This window comes from Kitasatospora sp. NPDC058063, assembly GCF_042885395.1.
GTDB classification, from domain to species: Bacteria; Actinomycetota; Actinomycetes; order Streptomycetales; family Streptomycetaceae; genus Kitasatospora; species Kitasatospora lactacystinica.
The window spans coordinates 57,593-76,491 of the sequence record NZ_JBHVSD010000020.1 but is presented as its reverse complement, the minus strand read 5'-3'; the positions used below and the strand labels follow the sequence as shown (position 1 = coordinate 76,491).

Sequence of the window (18,899 nt, the reverse complement as noted above, 5' to 3'; positions counted from 1 at the left end):
GGCCGGTGTCCGCCCCCCTTGTCGGGGGTCCTCCCCCGGGCCCGGTCATCCCCCCGGGGGGCCCCGGTGGGGGGCCCCGCGGCCCTGGGCCCCTTGCCCCCCCCCCCCCCCCCCCGAGCTGCACCCTTCCTCCACGCCCGCACGGGCAACAGGGCCGGCATCGGACAAGTCGGCATCCCTGCCCACCTCGCGGACCAGCAGGACCGTTCCCCGGTCGGCCGTCGTCAGCTCGCCGCCGGGGGAACGGCGTGTGCGGCTGCGCGCCGGGTGATGGCATCTCCCCCCCCGGTACTCCGCCTCGAAGATCGGCGCGGACATGATGGCGCTCTCCTGCCGGCACACCTTCGCACTGCCGGCCTCAGCGGTCCGCCCGTTCAACACCTACGGCCCGCGCCAGTCGGCCCGCGCCGTGATCCCCACCATCCTGGCCCAACTCCACTCCGGCGCACGGGAGATCAGGCTCGGCTCGACGACTCCCACCCGCGACTTCACCTACGAGACCGACACCGCGGAGGGCTTCCTGGCCATCGCCCGTGCCGACCGCGCGCTCGGCGAGACCGTCAACCTCGGCACCGGCGGCGAGATGTCGATCGACGACCCGGCCAAGGCCCTGCTCGTCGCCTCCGGCCGGGACGCCGAGCACCTGCACCTGCTCGCGCCGGACCGCTACCAGGTCCGACACCGGCACCCGAGGCGGGGGCGGGCCCGGACCGGTCCGGGCCCGCCCCCGCCTTCCCCGCGTGTCCCGTTCTCCAGCCTTCCCGCGCGTCCTGGCCGCCGCTCTGCGCGCTGGATCTTTAGGCCTGAAAGTCGCTATCCGAAACCGGTGATCAAACCATAGGAATGGCTCCACGGCCTGACCGGCCACCCCCGACCAGAAGGAGCCTCACCCATGATTCGCCTTCGTACCACCTGTATGGCCGTCGCCGCCACCGCCGCGATGCTCGCCCTGGCCGCCGCGCCCGCCCAGGCCGCCCCGGGTGACGTCACGACCTCGTGCGCAAGCGTGGTCACCCCGGCCGGCTTCGTCGACGTGAGCTGGGGCTACAGCAGCAGTTGCGGCACGGGGAGCTTCAGCCCGAACATCAAGCAGATCAAGCAGCTCACCGGACTGCCCGTCGGCACCGTGGTCCAGGCCTGCTCCACCACCTACCCGCCCGCGGGCTGGGTCCAGACCAGCTCCTACTACACCAGCAGCTGCGTCGCCTGGTCGAACCCGAGCCTCAACAACAACGCCTGGCAGCTGAAGCGCGTCTCCTGATCCGGCGCCCCCGGCGGCTCCGCTGATCCGCTGATCCGCTGATCCGCCCGGACCCTCGGTCGGGTGCCTGACCCGAGGACCTGACCGAGGGCGCCGGGACCGGACGCGCCGGTGCCGACGTGATCAGCGGGCATGCTCGGGGCTGATCGAAGACCGTGCAGTTGTTGAGGTGTCAGTTGTCGCTGCGCCCCGGCTCCGGTGAGCAAGTTCCTTCTCCGACCGCTCGGATCGCACGGTCGAGCAACCCCGTCGGCACGACCGCAATGCGGGTCGGAGACCGGCTGGACGGGCTGTGGTGCAACGGGGCTTCGCGGGCTGGTACCCGCGCGACGGACGACCGGTCCGTCCGGGCAAGAACCCCACCCGGCCCAAGGCCAGGATCCTCGCCGCCGACGACGGCAGCCCGCCACTCTCCGCCTCGGCGATCGTCTCCCCCCACGACACGACGGCTCGCCACGTCCGCCGCGGGCACATCATCAGCTGGAAGGGGTTCGCCGCACATGTCACCGGGACGAAACCTCGTTATCGAGACCGCCGACCGCCTTCCGGACCTACCCGGACGAGAACGACATCCCCCGGCCGAAGTCCTGGCGAACCCTTGGCACCCGAGCCCGCAAGGTCACCGACAGAGTCAAGCTCGGACGCTGCTCGCGGATGCGCGACGGTGAACGCGCCCGGCTCCTGCCGCGCTGCGCAGGAAGTCGGCGGGTCCGACTTCCTGTGCACGGCGCGGAATTCAAATACGGGCCGCTTGGGTGCGGCAGTGGGTGAGGGCGTACTTGAGGCGGGTGTCGGGGTTGGGGGTGGTGGTGAGGAGTTCGCCGGCGGTGACGAGGGCGGCCCAGTACAGGGTGAGGTTTCCGGTGCGGGGCATGGGTCGGGCGGCGGCGAGGGAGAGGTAGGCCGCGGTGAGGTTGCCGGTGGTGAACCAGCGGTGGAGGCCGTGGTGGTGGCCGGGTCGGATGCCGCCCATGGCGTCGATGGCGACGAGGAAGTGGTCGACGACCTTGAGTTCGGTGTCGGTGAGGGAAGCGGGGACGTCGAAGACGCCGAGGGCTTCGAGGAGTTCGCCGGTGTCGGTCTCGGAACCCGCGCGGGGGTTGGCGAGCAGGGCGTCGTGGCACTCGTCGAGACGGCGGATCGTCTCGGCCAGGGGGATGGTGAGGGCGAGGCAGACCGCCCGGGCGGAGGGCACCGGCTTGTGGGTGCGGCGGGCGAGCAGGGCGTAGGTGTCGGCGGGGGTGCGGCCGCGGGAGAGGGCGTGGCCGGCGAGGGTCGTGAGGTGCATGGGGGTTCGGACTTTCAGACGGTGACGAGGGCGGGACCGGGGGCGGGCGCGATAAGGGCCCAGACGAACTTTCCGATACCGCCGGGGCGGTTGGCGCTGCCCCAGCGTTCGGCCAACTCGTTGACGAGGAGCAGGCCTCGGCCGTGCTCGTCGTCGGGGGTCGGGGTGTGGAGGGTGGGGTGGTCGGTGCCGGCGTCGTGGACTTCCAGGCGCAGACGGGAGCCGGTGACGGTGAAGCGGACCTCGATGTGACAGTCGTCGGGGGCGTCGGAGTGCTGGACGGCGTTGGCGAACAACTCGCCGAGCAACAGTTCGGCGGTGTCCGAGTACCGGTCGCCCGAGGGGAGGGCGGAGAGGTACGCGCGGAGCAGGTAGCGCGCCAGGGGCGTGGACTCGATACGGGAATCGAGGCGCGCAACGAACATGCGGGGACGACGGGCAGTGAGCATGGGGACCTCGGAGGGCGCGGAGAGGAACGTAACGAGAGGATCGATCGCAACGGTGGGTTCCGGCAATTGCGGCCCCACCGTGATTTCACGGTGGGGCCGCTACAGGTCGACAGCCATTCACCACAGCGTGACGAAAGCCGACTCAGGGTTCCGCAGGAATGGCCTAGCGTGGAACTACAACCCTCTGTTGGACGGAGCCAAGATGCCCCGCGCCGCCGACCCGCGGACTGCCGCTGCCCGACTTGTCTCCACCGCTGAGGCCTCCGGCTGGACACCCTGGCAGCTATCCAGCGCAATCGCGCGTGAATGCGCTGTGAGTCTGCTTCAGGCTGCACGCCTCAGCCGTGGATGGTCCCTGCGACAGGCAGCCGACGAACTCGCCCAGCTGGGCCACCGCGTCACCGTGCAACAGCTCTCGGCCTGGGAGCAGGGCACCACAAGGCCATCGATCGAGCGTCTTGACGCGTTGTGCCGCCTCCACCAGACCAGACCAGACCGTCTGGGCTACGGCACCGACTACACCCCTGTGGACAGCCAAGCTGCCCCTGAGTCCGCCCCGAGCACCAGCATCAGCACCGAGGTTTCCGTGGACCCGATGCAGGCAGAGATGCCGACTGCCCGGCACGCCATACTTCGTGGACTGCTCAGCCAGGTAGGCCTGAGCCTGTCCGCTCCGGTCTTGTCCGCCCTCATGAGCGCCCGCCAGGACGGGGCCGCCGTCTTCACCGCGAGCGTGGCCGACACCACCGTGGATCAGTGGGAGAACACCGCTGCCGAGTATGGCCATGCTTACCAACACACTCCGCCGGCCCGGCTCCTCGGCGATTCCGTGTTGGACTTCCTCGACGTCCGGCAGCTCCTCAGTCGCCGACAGTCGGCCGACCACCGCACCCGTCTCTGCCACGTCGCTGCCAGACTCGCCGCCACCGCAGGCATCGCCCTGGTTGCGATGGGCGAGCACCGCGAAGCACGGGCCTGGTACCGGGTTGCACAGCTTGCGGCCGAGGAAACTCATGACCGTGCCCTCCGCGCGTGGCTTGTAGCACGTGAGGCCGTCATCCCGTTCTACTACGGGGCGCCGGCGGGCGCGGCCGAGCTGGCCGAGCGGGCCCGGGTGATCGCGGGTACCACGGTGTGTGCCACCGCAGCCTGGGCGCCTGCGCTGAAAGCTCGCGCGCTCGCGCGCCTCGGCCGCCACGAGGAAGCCCGCGCCGCCATGGTCCTCGCTGAACGGGCGTTCGTCCGGCTGGGGGCAGAACACACCGCCGACCTGGCATACGGGTACACGGAGCGTCAACTTCGATGGCACATGGGCAGCATGTACACCACGCTTGGTGACATCCGGCGCGCGCAGCAATCCCTTGACCAGGCTCTCAACCTCTACACACCCACCCAGTACCTCGACCGAGCGCTCATTGCTTTGGACCAGGCAGACGGCCTGATGCGTATCGGTGAGATCGGCTCGGGAGCGCAAACCAGCATGGTGGCGGTTGCCACGCTCCCGGACGAACACCGGACCGGGATTGTGCTGGCCCGGGCCCGGGAAGTCGCGGCGGCGGTTCCACCCCGTGCGGCCCGCCTGCCGCTGGTTGTTGATCTTCGCGAGATGTTGGCCCTGCCGAACTAGGGACGCCGGGCGAGCAGTTGGAGCAGCCCGGTGACCGCGACGCCTGCCACGATCTCCCGCCGGTCGATCATGTCCTGGATCCGGGAGATCGGGATCCACTCGATCCGGTCGGCCTCATGGGTGTCCGCCGGCGGTGCGACGTAGGTGGCGCCGTGGGCAAGGAACACGTGGTGCTCGGCGTTGCTCATGCCGCCGATGGGCTGGGTGTAGGCGAGTGCCTCGACCTCGTCCACCTGCCAGCCGGTTTCCTCGAACACCTCGCGGACCGCTGCGGCCTCGAGGGATTCTCCGTCCTCAACGATGCCGCTGGGGATCTCCCAGCTCCAGGTGCCCGTCGCGAAGCGGTGCCGCCACATCATCAGCACCTCGTCCCGATCGTTGATCAATACGACGGCGGCAACCGGTGCGAACCGCACCAGGTGGTGCTCGTACCGGTCCCTTCCGAGCGGCTCGACGTCGACCAGGTCGAGCCGCACCCACGGGCTGGTGTAGACGGGACGGCTGCCGTGGACGGTCCACTCGCTGCTCACTCGTACCTCATGATCTCGGTGGGGCGGGTCGGCGCCATCCTGCCAGAGGTGCCAGCGACGGCGGCACGGCCGACGACCTGTACTGGAAGCGCATGACCGAGCCGCTCGCGCCCGCCTGCCCGGCCGAGCGCTTTGCGTGACGGGCAGTCGGGCTTGCCGCCCGGCCGCAGGGGTCGCCCAGCGGGGCAAGGACGTCCCCTGGCGTCCTCGCCGGCGCCCGCGCCGTCATGGTCCTCGTCAGTACATGGAGCGTCGTCTTCGCTGACGTGGGCGGCGTTTGCACCACGGCGGCCCGGACACCACCCGATCAAGGTGCAGTACGTCGAGGACTGCGCACCCGGCACACGCCGTCCAGGCCGCCGGTTCGCAGCCGACCGACTTCGCTGTCCGAGGACGCCGTGAGCAACTGACGCCAGGACTCGTGGTCAAATCCGGCGGCGTTCGGCCACGATGCCCCAATGATGCACCTCAGGCGGGCCCAGGACGACGGGGTGTTCGATCGCTTCACCGGTCACATCGAGGATTTATGGGCGAACGGCCGTGACGTATGGACGGCCCCGGCAGCAGAGGTGGTGGATCATGCCCAGGCGTGATTACGAGGACGACCCGAACGCCCCGGCCGCCAACTCGCTGGTCCCGGCCGCATCCGTGGTCGTGGTCGACGATGCGGGCCGTGTCCTGCTCCAGCGGCGTAGCGACAACGGGATGTGGGCCCTGCCCGGCGGAAAGATGGACATCGGCGAGTCGCTCGCCGGGTGCGGCATCCGCGAGACGTACAAAAAGACCGGCATCGACGTCGAGATCACCGGGATCGTCGGCACCTACACCGACCCCGGCCACGTCTTCGCCTACGACGACGGCGAGGTCCGCCAGGAGTTCTCCATCTGCCTCCTCGGACGCCCGCTCGGCGGGGAGTTGCGGGTGTCCGACGAGTCCCACGAGGTGGCGTGGTTCACCCCGGCGGAAACGGACGGGCTGCCGATGGTGGCGAGCATCCGCAAGCGGCTGGCCGACTGGCGCTCCGGGGCGATCCCCGTGGTGCGCTGACACGACTGGTGCGCGCGGGAGGTCATGGCGGCGGTGCCACCGCGGGCGCACCTGGCACACGCCGTCCGGGCCGCCGGTTCGCAGCCGACCGACTTCGCTGTCCGAGGACACCGTGAGCAACCGACGCCAGGACTCGTGGTCGAATCCGACAGCGTTCGACCGCGATGCCCCGAGCGGCTGATGGAATGACTGGCGGTCAGGTCGTGAAATCACCACCCGCCGTTCCGAGGATCAGACGCGAGGGGGCGATCGGCGTGTCGAACCCGATCGCCGCGACGACGAAGAACGAGATTCCGATACCGAAGGCCACGGAATGGGGCTGGTCGAGGTTGAACGTGTTCTGGCCGTCCAGCCCGGTGCGGTGTTCGCCTTCGCCTGCGAGGTTCTCGAATTGCTGGATGGGCCCTCCGGAAGCGTCCCAGACGTGCACCCGGGTGAGCCGGCCGAATCCGACGTCGGTCTTGAACAGGACGAAGACCCTGACCAGGTTCGTCCGGACGTCGTTGACGATCACCGGCGTCGGTACGGCGATGTGGAACCAGCTGGTCTTCCCGGGTGTGATGTCCACATCGGAACCCCACCCGAAGTGTCCGTTGCGGCTGAGGTTCTCGGGATTCTCCACCACCATGGCGTTCCCGTGGACCCAACTCGCCTGCAGCGCCACAATACCCACCTCCTCGGCAGGTTATTTCTTTTCTTGCAGTCTCACACTCCGGAGCCCCGGCTCACAAGAGTCCCGCCCCGCATACTTTCTGCTGTCGCGGGCCCATTACCGATTCGTACAGTAACGGTGAAGACGGCGGCTCGCCGCATGAGCCCGGGCACGCAACTCGCCGAGCCCCGGCCGGAGACGGACGGACGGCCTGCCATCGCGCAAACGCCCTTTCCGGCGATGAGCGGCTGCGCGCATTTCACCGCGATGCGGGTACGCGCTCGCCGACGACATCGAGGACGTCCACGCCGCGCGGGAAGTCGGCCGGGCCGACTTCCCGCGCACGACCGGCGGGCGGCGGGGGTGGTGGGTCAGGCCGGGTGGACGAGGCGGCTTTCGTGGGCGAGGACCACGGCCTGGATCCGGTCGCGGAGTTCGAGCTTGTGCAGGATGCGCCCCAGGTGGGACTTCACGGTCGCCTCCGCGAGGTACAGGGTGGCCGCGATCTCCGCGTTGGACAGGCCGCGGCCCACCTGGACGAGCACCTCGCGTTCGCGGGCGCTGAGCCGGCCCAGCCGCTCGTCGTGCTCGGGGTTGCGGCCGTCGGGGATGTGCGGGCGGAGGTTCTCCAGCAGGCGGCGGGTGATCCGCGGGGAGAGCGCCGCGTCGCCCGCGGCGACGTTGCGGATCGCGGTGAGCAGTTCCTCGGGCCGGGCGTTCTTCAGCAGGAAGCCCGAGGCGCCGGCGTTGAGTCCGGCGAAGGCGTACTCGTCCAGGTCGAAGGTGGTGAGGATGAGCACCCTGCTGTGCGGGGAGGCCGCGACGACCTGCCGGGTCGCCTCGATGCCGTCGGTCCCGGGCATCCGGACGTCCATGAGGACGACGTCGGGGCGCAGTTCCCGGGCGAGGCGCACGGCCTGGGCGCCGTCGGCGGCCTCGCCGACGGGTGCCATGTCGGGCTGGGCGTCCAGGACGGTGCTGAAGGCCATCCGGAGCAGGGCTTCGTCGTCGGCGATCAGGATGCGGATCGTCATGCGGGCGCCGTCGCCCTCGCCGCCGCTTCGCCGCTGTCGAGCAGCAGGCGGGTGCGGACCGCCCAGCCGCCGTCCGGGAGCGGTCCGGCCCACAGCGTCCCCCCGTAGGCGGCCGAGCGCTCGCGCATGCCGGGGATGCCGTGGCCGGACGGTGCGGCGGCGGGACGCGGATGCGGCGGGCGGGGGCCGCTGTCGGTGACGTCCACGGTGACGGCCGCGGTCGAGCACTGGATGCGGACCGTGGCGCGGGTGCCGGCGGGTGTGTGCTTGAGGGTGTTGGTCAAGGCTTCCTGTACCAGTCGGTAGACGGTGAGTTGGGCGGTGGCGGGGATGTGGGCGTGGCCGCCGTGGACGTCGAGGCGGGTGGGCAGTCCGGCGGCGCACATCTGGTCGGCGAGGGCCTCCAGTTGGGCGATGCCGGGCAGTGGGTGGCGCTGCGCGTCCGGTTCGTCGGTGCGCAGGACGCCCAGCGAGCGCCGCATGTCGGTCAGGGCCTGGCGGCCCGTCTCGGAGATCTGGAGCATCGCGGTGGTGGCCCTGTCGGGCGACCGGTGCTGGGCGTAGACGGCGGCGTCGGTGAGCGCGACCATGACGGACAGGTTGTGGGTGACGATGTCGTGCATCTCCCGGGTGATGCGGGTCCTTTCCTCGGCGACGGCCAGTCGCGCCTGCTGTTCCTGTTCGTGCTCCAGGCGGGCGGCCCGTTCCTCCAGGGCCGCGAGGTAGGCGCGCGTGGTGCGCACGTTCACGCCGAGGACGGCGGCGGCGACGACCATCGCGGTGACCGCAACGAACGGGGTCAGGAACGCGCCTTCCGTCGCCCAGCGCAGGCAGGCCAGCAGGGCCCCCGCCTCCACGAGGGCACCGGCGACGAGCGCGCCGCGCCGGCCCGAGGTGGCGGCCACCGTGTAGAGGGCCACCAGCAGGGCGACGTCCGCGGGCAGTTGGACTCCCGTCAGCCACTGGACGAGGGCCGCGGCCGCCACCGCGGCGAACACCGTGCGCGGGGCCCGGCGCCGCCACAGCAGGGGCAGCGCGAGGGCGGCGGTGAGGGCCACGGCCACCGGCAGCTCGTGCGGCGGGCGTGTGGTCGCGGCGTTGAGGAGCAGGAGCGCCGGCAGCAGCGCGTCCCGCACCGCGGGCGGCAGCCGGGAGCCCCAGCGCCCGGCGGCTTTCACCGGTCGCGCCGCTCGTGCGCGGGCACGGTCGGCGTACTGCGTCAGTCGTAGGGCGGTCCTCGCCCACCGGGCCCGCGCCCGCATCCCCACAGATGCAGGCGCAGGCGCAGGCACAGGCGCGGGTACCCGGTCGCGGTGGGCGTGGCCGGGTTCCGCGGCCGCCTCGGTCATCGCACGTCCCTGTCGACTCGACGTCATGGCGGCCCCGGGTCGGGGCCGCCACCGCGGACGGCCTGTTACGGGCCGCGGCCCTGCTCACGGTAGGCCGCCGGCCCGCGCGGCACATGCGTCCACCGTCTGATCGTTGCGGGCCGGGATACGCCCGCAGGAGGAGTCCCGCTACCTCCCGGGGTCGCAGTGCGGCCGCCGATCCGGCATGCTCGACTACCGCCGCGGTCGTACGGGGACGTTGCGCGGTTTGCGACCCCGGTCGCAGGCGGCGGCGACCCGTGATCGATGCGGCGGCGCACGCCCGGCGCCGAGCATGGCCGGGTGACCGAGAACATCGCGGGACTGCCCATGTCCCCCCTGGAAATCCTCGCCCTGCTGGGTGCCGTCGCGCTGGTGGCGGCGCGCTGGCTTCCCCCCGCCGCCCGCCCGCGCGTGACGATCGCGGCGGGGGCGCTCCTCGTACCGTCCGCGCTCGCGCTGGCCGTGACGGGGATCCGCTGGCAGCTGCTGCCGGTGCTGGCCGGCGCCGCCCTCGCGGCGCCGTTCGCCCTCTCCCCGCTGCTGCGGCGCCGGCGCCGCGGCAGCCGGCCGGCGTGGCGGGCCCGCTGGTGGCTGGCGCTGCCGGGATCGGTGGCCTGCGCCGGCCTGATCGCCACCGGCCCGGTGGCCGCCTGGGCCTTTCCCGTACCCGTGTTCCCCGAACCGTCGGGCGCCTTCGCGGTCGGCACCCGCGTGGTGCAGTGGACCGACCCGCGCCGCCCCGAGACCTTCACGGCCGATCCGAACGACCTGCGCACCGTCGTGGTCCAGCTCTGGTACCCGGCGCGGAAGAGCCCCGCGGGCACGCGGCGGGCCCAGTACCTGGGACGCACCGAGCGCGAGGCGCGCACCGTCTCCGAGGCCCTCGCCCGCGGCGTCGGTCTGCCGGGCTTCCTGGTCGACGGTGTTCCGCGGGCCCGCAGCCGTTCGGTCTTCGACGCCCCGGTGGCCGGCGGTGGCGAACGGTTCCCGGTCGTGCTGTTCTCCCCCGGGTCGGGCGGGGTGCGCACCCAGAACACCGCCTGGGCGGAGGAACTGGCCAGCCACGGCTACGTGGTCGCCGCCCTCGACCACCCGTACGACTCCGCCGCCGTCGTCCTCGCCGACGGCCGGACGATCACCACCGAGACCGCCTCCAGCGGCGACCGGGACAAGGACGACGAGCTGGCGGCCGGCTGGACGGCGGTGCGAGCCGCCGACCTCGGCTTCGTCCTCACCCAGCTGGACGCCCTGGACCGGGGCGGGATCGCCGACCCGCTGACCGGACGTCTGGACACCGGCCGGGTCGCGGTGAGCGGCCACTCCATGGGCGGCGCCGCCGCCCTGCAGGCGGCCCGGCAGGACCGCCGGTTCGGCGCCGTCGTCGACCTGGACGGCTACCCCCACGGCCCCACCACGCCCGCCCTCGACCGGCCGACGCTCGCACTCACCCAGGCCCTCACCCCGGGAACCGACCCGCGCTACCTGCCCCGCCTCACCGAGGCGCTCGACTCCAGCACCGCGACGAGCTACCGGCTCACCGTCCCCGGCGCCGCCCATCTCACCTTCATGGACGGCCCCCTGTACCTGCCGCCCGTGCCCTCGCTCGTCGGCTCCCTGGGCCGCACCGAGAGCCCGCGCGTCGTCGCCGCGGCCACCCTCGCCTTCCTGGACGCCGTCCTGCGGGACCGGCCCGGCGACCCGGCCGGCGCCCTGCGGGCCTACGGTGACCTCAGCGTCCACCGCCCGGGCGGCCATGGGTGACGCCGGGTGACGGGCGGCCCGGCGCCGGCCCGGCGCCGGGGTGGTTCAGCGCCGTACGGGCGGCCCGCTCAACGCCGGGCGGCCGACTCGGCGCCGGGCGGCCCGCTCAGTGCCGGGCGGCCGGTTCGGCCGCGAGCGCGCCGAGGAGGACGAGCGCCTCCTCGGCCCGGCTGCCGGGCGCGGCCGTGTAGACGACCAGCAGGTGGTGCGCGGTGCCGGGGGCGCGGAAGGTCTCGTAGTCGAGGGCGACCTCCCCGACGGCCGGATGGTGGAAGCGCTTGCGGCCGTGGCTCTTCTCGTGCACATGGCGCCCGGCCCACAGGGTGCGGAACTCCTGGCTGCCGAGGGAGAGTTCGCCGAGCAGGCGGACGAGTTCGGGGTCGTGCGGCCGTCGCCCGGCGGCCATCCGCAGGATGCCGACGGTGGTGCGGGCGGCCTCCGCCCAGTCGAGGTGGACCTCGCGCGCGTCCGGGTCGAGGAAGAGCCGGCGGGCCATGTTCCGTTCGCGCGGCGGCAGCCGGGGGAAGTCGGCGATCAGCACGGCGGCCGTCCGGTTCCAGGCCAGCACGTCGTTGCGGTCGTTCATGACCAGGGCGGGGGTGTCCGCCATCGCCTCGACCACCCGCCACAGCGCCGGGCGCAGCGCCTCCGAACGCCCCGGGGCCCGTCCCGCCGCCCGGCCCGCCGACCCTCCCGCGACTCGGCCCGCCGACCCTCCCGCGACTCGGCCCGCCGTCCCTTCCGCCGCCCGGCGCGGCGGGCGGGCCAGGTCGTACAGGTGGGCGCGTTCGGCGGGGCCGAGCCGCAGCGCCCGTCCGATGGCGTCCAGCACCTCGTCGGAGGGCCGGTCGGCGCGGCCCTGTTCGAGGCGTACGTAGTAGTCGGTGCTGAGCCCGACCAGTTCCGCGACCTCCTCGCGCCGCAGTCCCGGCACCCGCCGGCGGCCGGTCGGCGGCAGCCCGGCGTCCTCGGGGGTGAGCAGGGCGCGGCGGGTGCGCAGGTACTCGCCGAGGCTGCCGGCGAGCGGGTTCGGGTCGGCCATGCGTTCCAGTATGGGGGCGGCGGGGGGTGCCGTTCGGGGGTGCGGGGCCCGCAGGGTGGCCCTGTCGGACCCAGGGAACGGGACTCCCTTCCCGCCGCTCGCACGGCCCGCCGACGATCGGCGCATGACCACCTCCGCGAGCCCTCCCACCTCCGCGAGCCCTCCCACCTCTGCGAGCTCTCCCGCCTCCGCGAGCCCTCCCGCCTCTGCGAGCTCTCCCGCCTCCGCGGGCGGCCTCCCGGCGGCGGCGGGCGCCGGCCGGGACCGCTACCGGGCCACCGTCGCCGCGGTCGGCTGCGCCGGCGTGATGCTGCCGTTCTCGGTGACCGGCGCCGCCGTCGCGCTGCCCGACATGGCCGCCCGCCTCGACGCCTCGACCGACGCCGCCCAGTGGATGCTGAACGCCTTCAACATCACCTTCGCCGCGCTGCCGCTGGCCGCGGGCGCCCTCGCCGACCGGCTCGGCCGGCGCCGGGTGCTGCTGGCGGGGATCGCGCTGGTCGGCGCGCTGTCCCTGGTGGTGGCGCTCGCGCCGTCGATGGCGGTGGTGGACGCGGCCCGCGCGGTGCAGGGCTGCGGGGCGGCGGCCGTCCTGGCGGCGGGCGCGGCGGTGCTGGCCCACTCGACGTCCGGGCGGCGGCGCCGGGTGGCCTTCGGCGTGCTCGGCACGTCCTTCGGCACGGGCCTGGCGGTGGGGCCCCCGGCGGCCGGCGCGCTGGTGCAGGCGGGCGGCTGGCGGGCGGTGTTCCTGCTGGTCGCGGCGCTGGCCGTGCCCGCGTACCTGTGCGCCGTCCGGGCGCCGGAGTCCCGGGCGCCGGGCCGCGCGCCGATCGACCTGGGCGGGCTGGGCTGCTTCACCGCGGGTCTCGCCGCGCTGTCGTTCGCCCTGGTCCGGGCCGGCGGCGCCGGCTGGACGGCGCCGGGCACCCTGCTGCCGCTGGCCGGCGCGGCCCTGCTGGTGGCGGCCTTCGCGGTGGTGGAGCTGCGCCGGGGCCCGCGGGCGATGTTCGACGTCCGGCTGTTCCGGCGGCCCGAGTTCCTCGCGGTCGTGTGCCAGCCGTTCACCGTGACCCTCGGCTTCGTGGTGCTGCTGGTCTACCTGCCCGCCTACCTCCAGGGGGTGGGCGGGCGTTCCGTGCTGACCAGTGGTCTGCTCCTGCTGCCGCTGACGGTGCCCGTCCTGCTGCTGCCGCTGCCGGCCGGGCGCCTGGCCGCGGCGTTCTCCGTCCGCACGGTGCTGACCGGTGCCTCGGCGCTGATCGCGCTGGGTGCCCTGCTGCTGGTCACGGTGCGCGGCGGCGCGGGGTGGGCGGCGCTGACGGTACCGCTGCTGCCGTTCGGGGCCGGGGTGGGGCTGGCGTTCGGGGTGATGGACGACGCGGCGGTGGGCACGGTGCCGGTCGAGCGCGCCGGGGCCGCGGCCGGCGTCTTCAACACGATGCGGATCACCGGCGAGTCGGTCGCGGTCTCGGGCGCGGCCGCGCTGCTCACCACGCTGACCGCCGCTCACCTGCCCGGCCTGCCGGGCGGCGAGGCGGCCCGGCTCGCCGCCCGGGCCGTCCAGGGGCAGGTGGACCCGGCCCGGCGGGAGGCGCTGGCGGCCGGGTTCACCGGGGCCCTGCACGTCCTGGGGGTCGTCCTGGCGGTGCTGTCCGCGGCGGGGGCGGTGCTCACCCACCGGGCGCTGAGGGCGCGGGGCGGGCGGGAGTCGAAGGTGCGCCGGGGGTGAGCCGGGGGTGCGCCGGGGCGGTGCGCCGGACGGGCCAATGCCCCGTTGACGGCCGTGCCGCGCCCCTCTACAACGGAGCACAGGCCCCCATCCGCCGCGGGACACCGTCCACCGGGGCGTGCCCGACAGGCCCCGAGAGTTTCCCGACAGGTCCCGAGAGTTCCTGAGTTCCTGAGTTCCTGAGAGCTCGTGAGGAGCAATGCCATGGCTCCAGACGACAGCCGCTGCCCGGTGCTGGACATGACCGCCCGGCGCGTCCACCAGCAGAACGCGGAGCTGCGCGCCGCCGGGCCCGCCGTACGGGTCGAACTCCCCGGCGGCATCATCGCCTGGTCCGTGACCCGCAGCTCGGTGATCCGCGCCCTGACCGGCGATCCCCGGATCTCCCGCGACCCGCGCAGGCACTGGCCCGGCCTGGCCTCGGTGCCCGAGGGGTGGCCGATGGGGCCGATCGCGTTCCAGCAGAACTTCTTCAACCTCTACGGCCGCGAACACCGCTCGGCACGACGGCAGATGGCGCCCTCCTTCTCGCCCCGCCGGGTGTCCGGGCTGCGGCCCGGGATCGAGGCGACGACCGCCGCCCTCGTCGGCGCGTTCCGCGGCCTGGGCCCCGGCGAGGCCGTGGACGTCCGCCGGGCGCTGTCGCTCCCGCTGACCATGACGGTGATCTGCGACCTCTTCGGCGTGCCCGCCGACATGCGGCCGCGGATCGGCACGTCGATGGACACCCTGCTGACGACGACGGCCACGACCGAGCAGATGACCGCCTCCCGGGCGGCGATCAACGTGGTGCTGACCGACCTGCTGGAACTCAAACGGCGCTCCCCCGGGCCCGACCTCGCCACCGACGTGGCCGCCGTCGCCACCGGCGGCGGGACGGGCCGCAGCGAGGAGGAGTCCCGCGACATCCTCTTCCTGATGCTGGGCGCCGGGTACGAGACCGCGGTCAACCTCATCACCAGCGCCGTCCAGGCGCTCCTCACCCACCCCGGCCACCTGGCCCGGGTCCGCGAGGGCGGCCTCGGCTGGGGGGACGTCATCGAGGAGACCCTGCGCCACGAGAGCCCGGTGATGCACATCCCGCTGCGCTACCCGCTGGAGGACATCGACCTCGGCGAGGGCGTGGTCGTCCGGCGGGGCGAGCCGATCCTGCTCGGCTTCGGCGCGGCCGGCCGGGACCCGGAGGTCCATCCGCAGCGGCCGGACGACTTCGACCCGACGCGCCCCGACAAGGAGCACCTGTCCTTCGGCCACGGCCCGCACTTCTGCCTGGGCGCGCCGCTGGCCCGCCTGGAGGCCGAAGTGGCCCTGGACGGGCTCTTCGGCGCCTACCCGGGCGCCGTCCTGGACCCGTCCAGGGCGGCGCCGGCCCGGATGGAGTCCGTCATCATCAACGGCCCGTCCGAGCTCTGGATCGTCCCCACGCCCGCCCCGGCCGCCTGACCTCTGCCGCGAACGCCCTTTGTGCGAACGGTCGTTGCGGTACGGGCCGGCCCGGGAACCGTCCGAGGACTACGGGGTCACGGGGTCACGGGTTCACGGGTTCACGGGTTCACGGGGCCGAAGATCGTGGTCGGCCTCGTCCGCTGCGGGGTCTCCAGGCTCTGCAGGCAGAGGGTGTACTCGGTGCTGCTCCGCTTGTAGGTGAAGTAGCCGTCGGCGGTGGGGAACTTCCTGCACGCGGCCTCGCCGTCGTTGGTGTCCTCCTCGCGGCCCACGACGCGGGCCTGGGCCGTGGGGTCGGAGCAGGGCACCACTTCGACGTCGGGGTTCTTGTCGACGAGGCCGGGCAGGGCGGTGGCGATCGGGTTGTTGTTGTGGATGCAGTCGCCGGCCTTGGCGAAGTCGGGGTCGCGCTTCGCGACGAGGTAGATCACCGAGATCAGCAGCGCCGGGATGAGGACTCCGATGATCGTGGGCCGAAGGTACACCGGCTTGCCGGGGTCCATCGGCGTGCGGGGCGCGCCGGGCAGCGGCTCCGCCAGCTTGTCGACCTTCAGGCGCTGCGGGATGTTGATCAGCATGATGATCGGGTTGACGATCATCGAGGGGATGCCCCACCAGCCCTGCCAGAGGCTGTCGGAGGTCATCTCGCGGTGGGTGGCGATGCCGCAGCTGCGGCAGAACGGCCCCCGGGTCTTCAGGTACTTCAGGATGATGATGAGGCCCAGGTGCCCGCGGAAGGTCGCGTCCACGGCCGGGACGGATCCGCAGTACCGGCAGCTGAGCTGCCCCTCGCCGTAGCCGGGCAGGCCCGGGTCGGGTGCCGGGGCGTCGGAGACGGGCTCGGTGGGCGCAGCGCTCTCGGGCAGCTCGGCAGACTGAGTGGAAATGGTGAAATCCCCCGTGACGATCACGAATATGTGCGTCGGGAAACCTACCGCCGCCGGGGAGCGGGGAGGAGCGATTTGATCCCCGGGCGGACGGAAGGTCGCCGAACCGTGATCACAAACCGGCCGATCGATGCCGAAACTCCCCGGTCGGGTGTCCGGCCGGGCGTCCGGCCGGCCCCTGTCGGTGGCCCCGCGTACGGTCGCCCCATGGATGACCAGCAGGAATCGCACGCGACCGGACTTCCGGCGCACGGGGCGGCGCACGGGGCGGGAGACGACGTGCGGCGGGCGTGGGGCCGGGTGACGGGGTGGCTGGAGCGGCACGACCCGGCGGTGTTCGCCGCCCTCGGCGGTCCGGGGAGCGGGGAGGACGTCGACTGGGCCGAACGGCGCATGGGCCTGACGCTGCCGCAGGAGCTGCGGCAGTGGCTGCTGGTGAACGGCATCGACGCCGGCACGCGGCCCGACATGCCCTCGTGCCTGGTGACGCGGGCCTGCGCCGTGCCCCTGCCCAACGGCCATCTCCTGCTGGGCCTGACGGACATCCAGCGGGTCTACCTCAGCCGGATGGGCCTGGAGGAGGCGGAGCCGTCCGAGGACCCCGACTGCCCGTTCTGGCGCCGCACCTGGGTGCCGGTCGCCGCGGAGCGCGACGGCTTCTACGGGACGTTCCTGGACACCGCCACCGGAACCCTCGGCACGTGGACGGAGGCGTCCTGCCCCGAGGAGGGCGCGTACGCCTCGCTGTCCGCGCTCTTCCATCACGCGGCGGACTGCCTGGAGGGAGCCCCCACGGGAGACTGGACCGGCCCCGGCGGGCCCGCCGCCTCCCGCGAGCCCCGCCCCCGGCCGCAGGACGAGCCGGTCCGCGTCTGGGCCCGCGCCCACGGCTTCCTCGTCAACGACCGCGGACGCGTCCCCGCGACCGTCCGCGAGGCCTACGAGGTGTCCCGGCGGTGAGCGGCCCCGCCGCCTCCCTCGAAGCGGCGGGGCCGGGGTGTTCGGCGCGGTGCGGGTGTCAGGCGGGGCGGATGCCCGGATTGCCGGCCTCGGTGGTGAAGGAGGCGGCGGTGGACAGGGTGCCGCCGGGGCGGGTGATGTGGGAGACCACCCGGTAGTCGGCGCGGGCGCGGTGGCGGTCCAGGGTGAGGACGGTGTAGCCGCGGCGCCCGTCGTAGAACTTCATGTGCGGGTTGGCCGACATGAGGTTGTTCCAGTTGGAGGGCTTCTCCTCGCCGTCGCCGTCGCTGCTGATCGAGGTGCCGACGAACTCCACGCCCACGGTGCGGGAGTTGGGGTCGTCGAAGTTGCGCTTGACGTCCAGGGCGTAGGCCACGTGCACGTCGCCGGTGAGCAGCACGAGGTTCTTGACGCCGGAGCGGTCGACGGCCTGCAGGAAGCGCTCGCGGGCGGCCGGGTAGCCGTCCCAGGCGTCCATGGAGAGCTTGGAGCGCTCGGCGGTGGTGTTCTTGCGGCGGGAGAAGACGACCTGCTGGGGCACGACGTTCCAGGTGGCCCTGGAGCGGCGCAGGCCCTCGGCGAACCAGCGTTCCTGGGTGGCGCCCATCAGGGTGCGCCCGGCGGCGTCGGACTCCGGGGTGGGGTACTGCCAGCCGTCGCCGTTGGCCTGGTCGTCGCGGTACTGGCGGGTGTCGAGGATGTCGAACTGGGCGAGCTGGCCGTAGTGGACGCGCCGGTAGAGGGTCAGTTCGGTGTTGTGCGGCTGGGGCATGCGCAGCGGCTGGTTCTCCCAGTAGGCGCGGTAGGCGGCGGCGCGGCGGGCGACGAAGGGGGCCGGGTCCTGGTTCTTCTCCGGGATGCCGGCGGCGTAGTTGTTCTCCACCTCGTGGTCGTCCCAGGTGACGTACCAGGGGTGGGCGGCGTGCGCGGCCTGGAGGTCGGGGTCGTTCTTGTAGAGGGAGTAGCGCAGCCGGTAGTCCTCCAGGGTGGTGGTCTCGTGGTTGAAGTGGGCCGCGAGGGTGCGGTCGGTGTACTTGCGGTCGCCGCCGGCGGCGTCGATGCCGTATTCGTAGATGTAGTCGCCGACGTGGAAGACGGCGTCCAGGTCCTCGTTGGCGAGGTGGCGGTAGGCGGTGAAGTAGCCGTCCTCGTAGGCCTGGCAGGAGACGAAGGCGATGCGGGCGCTGTCGAGCCTGCGGCCGCGCGGCGGGGCGGTGCGGGTGCGGCCGACGGGGCTGGACCAGGGGCCGACGGTGAAGCGGTACCAGTACTCGCGTCCGGCGTCGAGGTCGTCGACGTCGATGTGGAGGGCGTAGTTGAACTCGGCGTGGGCGCGGGCGGTGCCGCGGCGTTCGACGCGGCGGAACTTCTCGTCGCGGGCGATCTCCCAGCCGACCTTGACCGAGCCGGTGGGCGGCAGGCCGGCGCCGGGCTCCAGGGGGCGCGGGGCCAGGCGGGTCCACAGCACGACGGCCTCGGGGGTGGCGTCGCCGGAGGCCACGCCGAGGGTGAAGGGGTTGTCGCCGATGGCGCGCGGGGCGATCTCGTTGTCGGCGGCGTGCGCGGAGGGCAGGTTGACGCCGAAGGCGAGCGCGGCGGCGGCCGAGGTGACGGTCAGGAAGCGGCGCCGGTCCAGGCGGGCGGCGGCCTCGCGCAGCATCCGGTCGGGCGTGGGGTGGTCGGCGGGGCGGGTCATCGGCGTGGTGGCCTTTCGCAGCTCGGGGGTGTGCGAAGGGAATTGGAGTGGACCGCCCCGTACGGCGGGGGTCGGGATCACGGCAGCAGAGTGATCATCCGGTGGGAGAGCGGTGAAGGT

The 18,899-nt window shown here is 73.1% G+C and carries 17 protein-coding genes and 1 pseudogene; 9 read left to right on the top strand and 9 right to left on the bottom strand.

The window, feature by feature from the left end; all coding sequences use genetic code 11:
* Positions 1-289: 289 nt before the first annotated feature.
* Together ACFVUY_RS29800 and ACFVUY_RS29795 are read left to right on the top strand one after the other, a co-directional pair.
* Positions 290-640 (top strand): annotated as a pseudogene (locus ACFVUY_RS29800) (NAD-dependent epimerase/dehydratase family protein); the annotation flags it as partial.
* A 252-nt stretch (positions 641-892) separates the two neighbouring features.
* Entirely contained in the window at positions 893-1,261 is a 369-nt protein-coding gene (locus ACFVUY_RS29795; protein ID WP_387690543.1) for a hypothetical protein, read from the top strand.
* Positions 1,262-1,997: 736 nt separating this feature from the next.
* Here ACFVUY_RS29795 and ACFVUY_RS29790 read toward each other — a convergent pair.
* Together ACFVUY_RS29790 and ACFVUY_RS29785 are read right to left on the bottom strand one after the other, a co-directional pair.
* Entirely contained in the window at positions 1,998-2,549 is a 552-nt protein-coding gene (locus ACFVUY_RS29790; RefSeq protein ID WP_387735107.1) for a hypothetical protein, read from the bottom strand.
* A gap of 14 nt (positions 2,550-2,563) precedes the next feature.
* Positions 2,564-2,974 carry an ATP-binding protein gene (locus tag ACFVUY_RS29785; RefSeq protein WP_387735104.1) on the bottom strand — a complete coding sequence of 137 codons (411 nt, stop codon included), beginning with the start codon at positions 2,972-2,974 and terminating at the stop codon, positions 2,564-2,566.
* Positions 2,975-3,311: 337 nt separating this feature from the next.
* Between ACFVUY_RS29785 and ACFVUY_RS29780 the strand changes: the two genes are divergently transcribed.
* On the top strand, positions 3,312-4,625 hold the full coding sequence (locus ACFVUY_RS29780; RefSeq protein ID WP_387690549.1) for a helix-turn-helix domain-containing protein: 1,314 nt from the start codon (positions 3,312-3,314) through the stop codon (positions 4,623-4,625).
* Here ACFVUY_RS29780 and ACFVUY_RS29775 read toward each other — a convergent pair.
* Complete coding sequence (locus tag ACFVUY_RS29775) at positions 4,622-5,155, bottom strand: NUDIX hydrolase (protein WP_387690551.1); 534 nt, start codon at positions 5,153-5,155, stop codon at positions 4,622-4,624. The two genes, ACFVUY_RS29780 and ACFVUY_RS29775, sit on opposite strands and share 4 nt — an antisense overlap.
* A gap of 458 nt (positions 5,156-5,613) precedes the next feature.
* On the opposite strand from ACFVUY_RS29775, the gene ACFVUY_RS29770 reads away from it, so the two are divergent.
* Together ACFVUY_RS29770 and ACFVUY_RS29765 are read left to right on the top strand one after the other, a co-directional pair.
* Positions 5,614-5,748 carry a hypothetical protein gene (locus ACFVUY_RS29770; RefSeq protein WP_387735102.1) on the top strand — a complete coding sequence of 45 codons (135 nt, stop codon included), beginning with the start codon at positions 5,614-5,616 and terminating at the stop codon, positions 5,746-5,748.
* Positions 5,735-6,202 (top strand): NUDIX domain-containing protein, encoded by a 468-nt coding sequence (locus tag ACFVUY_RS29765; protein ID WP_387735099.1) that lies wholly within the window; start codon positions 5,735-5,737, stop codon positions 6,200-6,202. Before ACFVUY_RS29770 ends, ACFVUY_RS29765 begins: the two co-directional genes overlap by 14 nt.
* A 196-nt stretch (positions 6,203-6,398) precedes the next feature.
* On the opposite strand, the gene ACFVUY_RS29760 is transcribed toward ACFVUY_RS29765, so the two are convergent.
* The 3 genes from ACFVUY_RS29760 to ACFVUY_RS29750 all read right to left on the bottom strand — a co-directional run bounded on the left by ACFVUY_RS29760 (position 6,399) and on the right by ACFVUY_RS29750 (position 9,066).
* Positions 6,399-6,866, bottom strand: coding sequence for a DUF6623 family protein (locus tag ACFVUY_RS29760; protein ID WP_387690553.1), 468 nt, complete (start codon positions 6,864-6,866; stop codon positions 6,399-6,401).
* A 359-nt stretch (positions 6,867-7,225) separates the two neighbouring features.
* On the bottom strand, positions 7,226-7,888 hold the full coding sequence (locus tag ACFVUY_RS29755; RefSeq protein WP_387319900.1) for a response regulator: 663 nt from the start codon (positions 7,886-7,888) through the stop codon (positions 7,226-7,228).
* Positions 7,885-9,066, bottom strand: a complete 1,182-nt coding sequence (locus tag ACFVUY_RS29750; protein ID WP_387735096.1) for a sensor histidine kinase — start codon at positions 9,064-9,066, stop codon at positions 7,885-7,887. Before ACFVUY_RS29750 ends, ACFVUY_RS29755 begins: the two co-directional genes overlap by 4 nt.
* Before the next feature lie 456 nt (positions 9,067-9,522).
* Between ACFVUY_RS29750 and ACFVUY_RS29745 the strand changes: the two genes are divergently transcribed.
* Positions 9,523-11,019: an alpha/beta hydrolase family protein gene (locus ACFVUY_RS29745; RefSeq protein ID WP_387735093.1), complete on the top strand. Its 1,497-nt coding sequence runs from the start codon at positions 9,523-9,525 to the stop codon at positions 11,017-11,019.
* Positions 11,020-11,125: 106 nt separating this feature from the next.
* Here ACFVUY_RS29745 and ACFVUY_RS29740 read toward each other — a convergent pair whose 3' ends face one another.
* Positions 11,126-12,061, bottom strand: a complete 936-nt coding sequence (locus tag ACFVUY_RS29740; RefSeq protein WP_387735091.1) for a helix-turn-helix transcriptional regulator — start codon at positions 12,059-12,061, stop codon at positions 11,126-11,128.
* 124 nt (positions 12,062-12,185) lie between these two features.
* On the opposite strand from ACFVUY_RS29740, the gene ACFVUY_RS29735 reads away from it, so the two are divergent.
* On the top strand, positions 12,186-13,790 hold the full coding sequence (locus ACFVUY_RS29735) for an MFS transporter (protein WP_387735089.1): 1,605 nt from the start codon (positions 12,186-12,188) through the stop codon (positions 13,788-13,790).
* Positions 13,791-13,994: 204 nt separating this feature from the next.
* Positions 13,995-15,233: a cytochrome P450 gene (locus ACFVUY_RS29730; protein ID WP_387735087.1), complete on the top strand. Its 1,239-nt coding sequence runs from the start codon at positions 13,995-13,997 to the stop codon at positions 15,231-15,233.
* 101 nt (positions 15,234-15,334) lie between these two features.
* On the opposite strand, the gene ACFVUY_RS29725 is transcribed toward ACFVUY_RS29730, so the two are convergent.
* Positions 15,335-16,147 (bottom strand): hypothetical protein, encoded by an 813-nt coding sequence (locus ACFVUY_RS29725; RefSeq protein WP_387735084.1) that lies wholly within the window; start codon positions 16,145-16,147, stop codon positions 15,335-15,337.
* A gap of 183 nt (positions 16,148-16,330) precedes the next feature.
* Between ACFVUY_RS29725 and ACFVUY_RS29720 the strand changes: the two genes are divergently transcribed.
* On the top strand, positions 16,331-17,083 hold the full coding sequence (locus tag ACFVUY_RS29720; RefSeq protein ID WP_387735082.1) for a histone-like nucleoid-structuring protein Lsr2: 753 nt from the start codon (positions 16,331-16,333) through the stop codon (positions 17,081-17,083).
* A gap of 58 nt (positions 17,084-17,141) precedes the next feature.
* On the opposite strand, the gene ACFVUY_RS29715 is transcribed toward ACFVUY_RS29720, so the two are convergent.
* On the bottom strand, positions 17,142-18,779 hold the full coding sequence (locus ACFVUY_RS29715; protein ID WP_387735310.1) for an alkaline phosphatase D family protein: 1,638 nt from the start codon (positions 18,777-18,779) through the stop codon (positions 17,142-17,144).
* Positions 18,780-18,899 lie beyond the last annotated feature (120 nt).

Bases quoted from the DNA above. Each gene is read 5' to 3' on its own strand.
- ACFVUY_RS29755 (WP_387319900.1), bottom strand. From the start codon at position 7,888: ATGACGATCCGCATCCTGATCGCCGACGACGAAGCCCTGCTCCGGATG.
- ACFVUY_RS29770 (WP_387735102.1), top strand. From the start codon at position 5,614: ATGATGCACCTCAGGCGGGCCCAGGACGACGGGGTGTTCGATCGCTTC.
- ACFVUY_RS29765 (WP_387735099.1), top strand. From the start codon at position 5,735: ATGCCCAGGCGTGATTACGAGGACGACCCGAACGCCCCGGCCGCCAAC.
- ACFVUY_RS29730 (WP_387735087.1), top strand. From the start codon at position 13,995: ATGGCTCCAGACGACAGCCGCTGCCCGGTGCTGGACATGACCGCCCGG.
- ACFVUY_RS29735 (WP_387735089.1), top strand. From the start codon at position 12,186: ATGACCACCTCCGCGAGCCCTCCCACCTCCGCGAGCCCTCCCACCTCT.
- ACFVUY_RS29785 (WP_387735104.1), bottom strand. From the start codon at position 2,974: ATGTTCGTTGCGCGCCTCGATTCCCGTATCGAGTCCACGCCCCTGGCG.
- ACFVUY_RS29790 (WP_387735107.1), bottom strand. From the start codon at position 2,549: ATGCACCTCACGACCCTCGCCGGCCACGCCCTCTCCCGCGGCCGCACC.
- ACFVUY_RS29715 (WP_387735310.1), bottom strand. From the start codon at position 18,779: ATGACCCGCCCCGCCGACCACCCCACGCCCGACCGGATGCTGCGCGAG.
- ACFVUY_RS29745 (WP_387735093.1), top strand. From the start codon at position 9,523: ATGCGGCGGCGCACGCCCGGCGCCGAGCATGGCCGGGTGACCGAGAAC.
- ACFVUY_RS29740 (WP_387735091.1), bottom strand. From the start codon at position 12,061: ATGGCCGACCCGAACCCGCTCGCCGGCAGCCTCGGCGAGTACCTGCGC.
- ACFVUY_RS29720 (WP_387735082.1), top strand. From the start codon at position 16,331: ATGGATGACCAGCAGGAATCGCACGCGACCGGACTTCCGGCGCACGGG.
- ACFVUY_RS29795 (WP_387690543.1), top strand. From the start codon at position 893: ATGATTCGCCTTCGTACCACCTGTATGGCCGTCGCCGCCACCGCCGCG.